The sequence below is a fragment of the Alkalibacterium sp. s-m-28 genome, from assembly GCF_054658175.1.
On record NZ_BAAGIQ010000178.1, the window covers coordinates 1 to 1,956 of the forward strand.

2 protein-coding genes and 1 pseudogene are annotated in these 1,956 nt (G+C 33.0%); 2 read left to right on the top strand and 1 reads right to left on the bottom strand.

Features of this window, described 5'->3' with window-relative positions:
• Positions 1-239: 239 nt before the first annotated feature.
• A pseudogene (locus tag ACYQ4S_RS11740) lies at positions 240-338 on the top strand (AraC family transcriptional regulator); the annotation flags it as partial.
• A 92-nt stretch (positions 339-430) separates the two neighbouring features.
• Here ACYQ4S_RS11740 and ACYQ4S_RS11745 read toward each other — a convergent pair.
• A complete protein-coding gene (locus ACYQ4S_RS11745) occupies positions 431-652 on the bottom strand; it encodes an acetate uptake transporter (protein WP_344909950.1) in 222 nt (73 codons plus the stop codon).
• Positions 653-1,304: 652 nt separating this feature from the next.
• On the opposite strand from ACYQ4S_RS11745, the gene ACYQ4S_RS11750 reads away from it, so the two are divergent.
• Positions 1,305-1,745, top strand: coding sequence for an OsmC family protein (locus ACYQ4S_RS11750; protein ID WP_344909948.1), 441 nt, complete (start codon positions 1,305-1,307; stop codon positions 1,743-1,745).
• Positions 1,746-1,956 lie beyond the last annotated feature (211 nt).

The following is a 1,956-nucleotide window of genomic DNA, read 5'->3' on the forward strand; positions in this document are numbered from 1 at the left end:
AACACAATCAGGAAAAAGTGATGGCATAAAGAGGAGTCCCTCTTTTATTTTTTAAAACTGTATACTTTTGAGCATTTCAAGTTGATTAAGTGCTTAAAATTATGGGGTTTTGACACCATAATCATACAATATCAAAGATCGGGCTCCTTTTCACTTAATTAGTGAAAGATCGATTGGCTATTTTTAATTGATTTGATACAGTTTCTTTAAGGTTTTTGATATGGCTGTGAATAATCCAGGATTCAAATTATTTTAGTTATTTATTTAAAAAGAAAGAAGGTATTTCCCCGACAGAATATCGTAAAAAGATGACAAACAATACTGAAAAATTTAAATAGGATTGAGGAAAAAGCTTAATCATTAAAATAAGAAGTGAGACATGAGCGCTCACTTCTTTTTTATATTTAAGCTTCTTTCGTTCACTGAATTATTAACTCGCTTTATTAATTTCGCGACTAGTCCATAAATGACCCTCAGCTTTATACTCAACGATTGGCAAAATCCTTTTGCCGTATAACTCATTCAACACTTGTATCATAGCAACATAAATCGCTGAGAAGCCCCAAATGATGCCTTCATAACCGGCAAGCGTTAAAACCACGCTAGAACCTGTGAAATTACCAATCGCAAGTAAGAAAAACAAAATTGCCAATGTTCCAAAAACAACTTGTAGAGCTTTATTTATCCGTCACGTTCCTGATAAACATAAGTAAGGTAAACAATCCTCACATGAATGCGATTGCAGCCATCGCCAAAATTATTGCATCCAATTTAAAAAACATCGATATTATCCTCCATTAAAATTTAACGATTTTATACAGCAACAGACTCCTTTTAGATTTATTAAAAAATATAAAAGACGTGGAAAATATGGTGAAGTTTGCACACGCTTGAAGACAGAAAACCAGTCCACTTAACTACCAACTACTTGGATTAACCTACATAAACAATTTGATATAAGCTATCGCGCCACAAATTGGACAGTACTGTCTAGAGATAGATGAAGATATATTTATTCCTATCCACACTGCTATTACATATTACTGGTACTGTGTATAGCCACTTCTTACAACGTGATTATGACCCTAAAATAAAACATTACGACCAGCAGAAGTGAGGGCATAATTAAACGGCTCATCAGAGTTTTCAAGTGCTTTTGCATTCTCTAAATGGATTCTCACCGAAGCAAATAATGAATCAGACTCGAATATAGTTACTTAGCTAAGTATTGATTTTATATTTTCGCCGTGGTATAATATCTTCATTGATCGATGATTCACAAACTTTGCTAGGAGGAAAAAACTATGTTAACGACATTTAAAGCAGTTACAAAAAAATTACCTGATGGACTTCAAGTTGAATGTAACTCAAGAGGATTTAAAATTATAGCAGATGAACCAGAAGATCTTGGTGGGACTGACAAGGCAATGAACCCTGTTGAAATGGTTTTATGCGCTTTAGGTGCTTGCCAAACTATTGTTGCTAGTGCATTTGCTGAAGCTCATAATTTCTCTTTTGACGAATTTCACGTTGAACTTGAGGGTGATTTGGATCCAGATGGCTTTTTAGGACTCGCGGATGTAAGAAATGGCTTTGAAGAAATTCGTTTTTCTATGCACTTTAAAACAAATGAATCACAAGAAAAAGCAGAAGCCTTTGCAAATTTTATTGAAAAAACTTGTCCAGTAGGAGATTGTTTAGAAAACGGTGTTAAATTAGTATTATCTAATGTTGTCAGATATTAATTTAAATGACTAAGCTAGTTTAAATATAATCTTTTGTACAGCAGATTGGAATTTATTCAATTATCAATCTGCTGTTTATTATAATTAACTCAAGTTTTGCAGTTGAATATCCAGGTTTAACCCTTGCGGTTATTGAAACTTCTTATAAATAATTATCAAAAAACACACAAAAAGACACCTCTCTTTGGTAAAATGTAGTCACCATAACAAC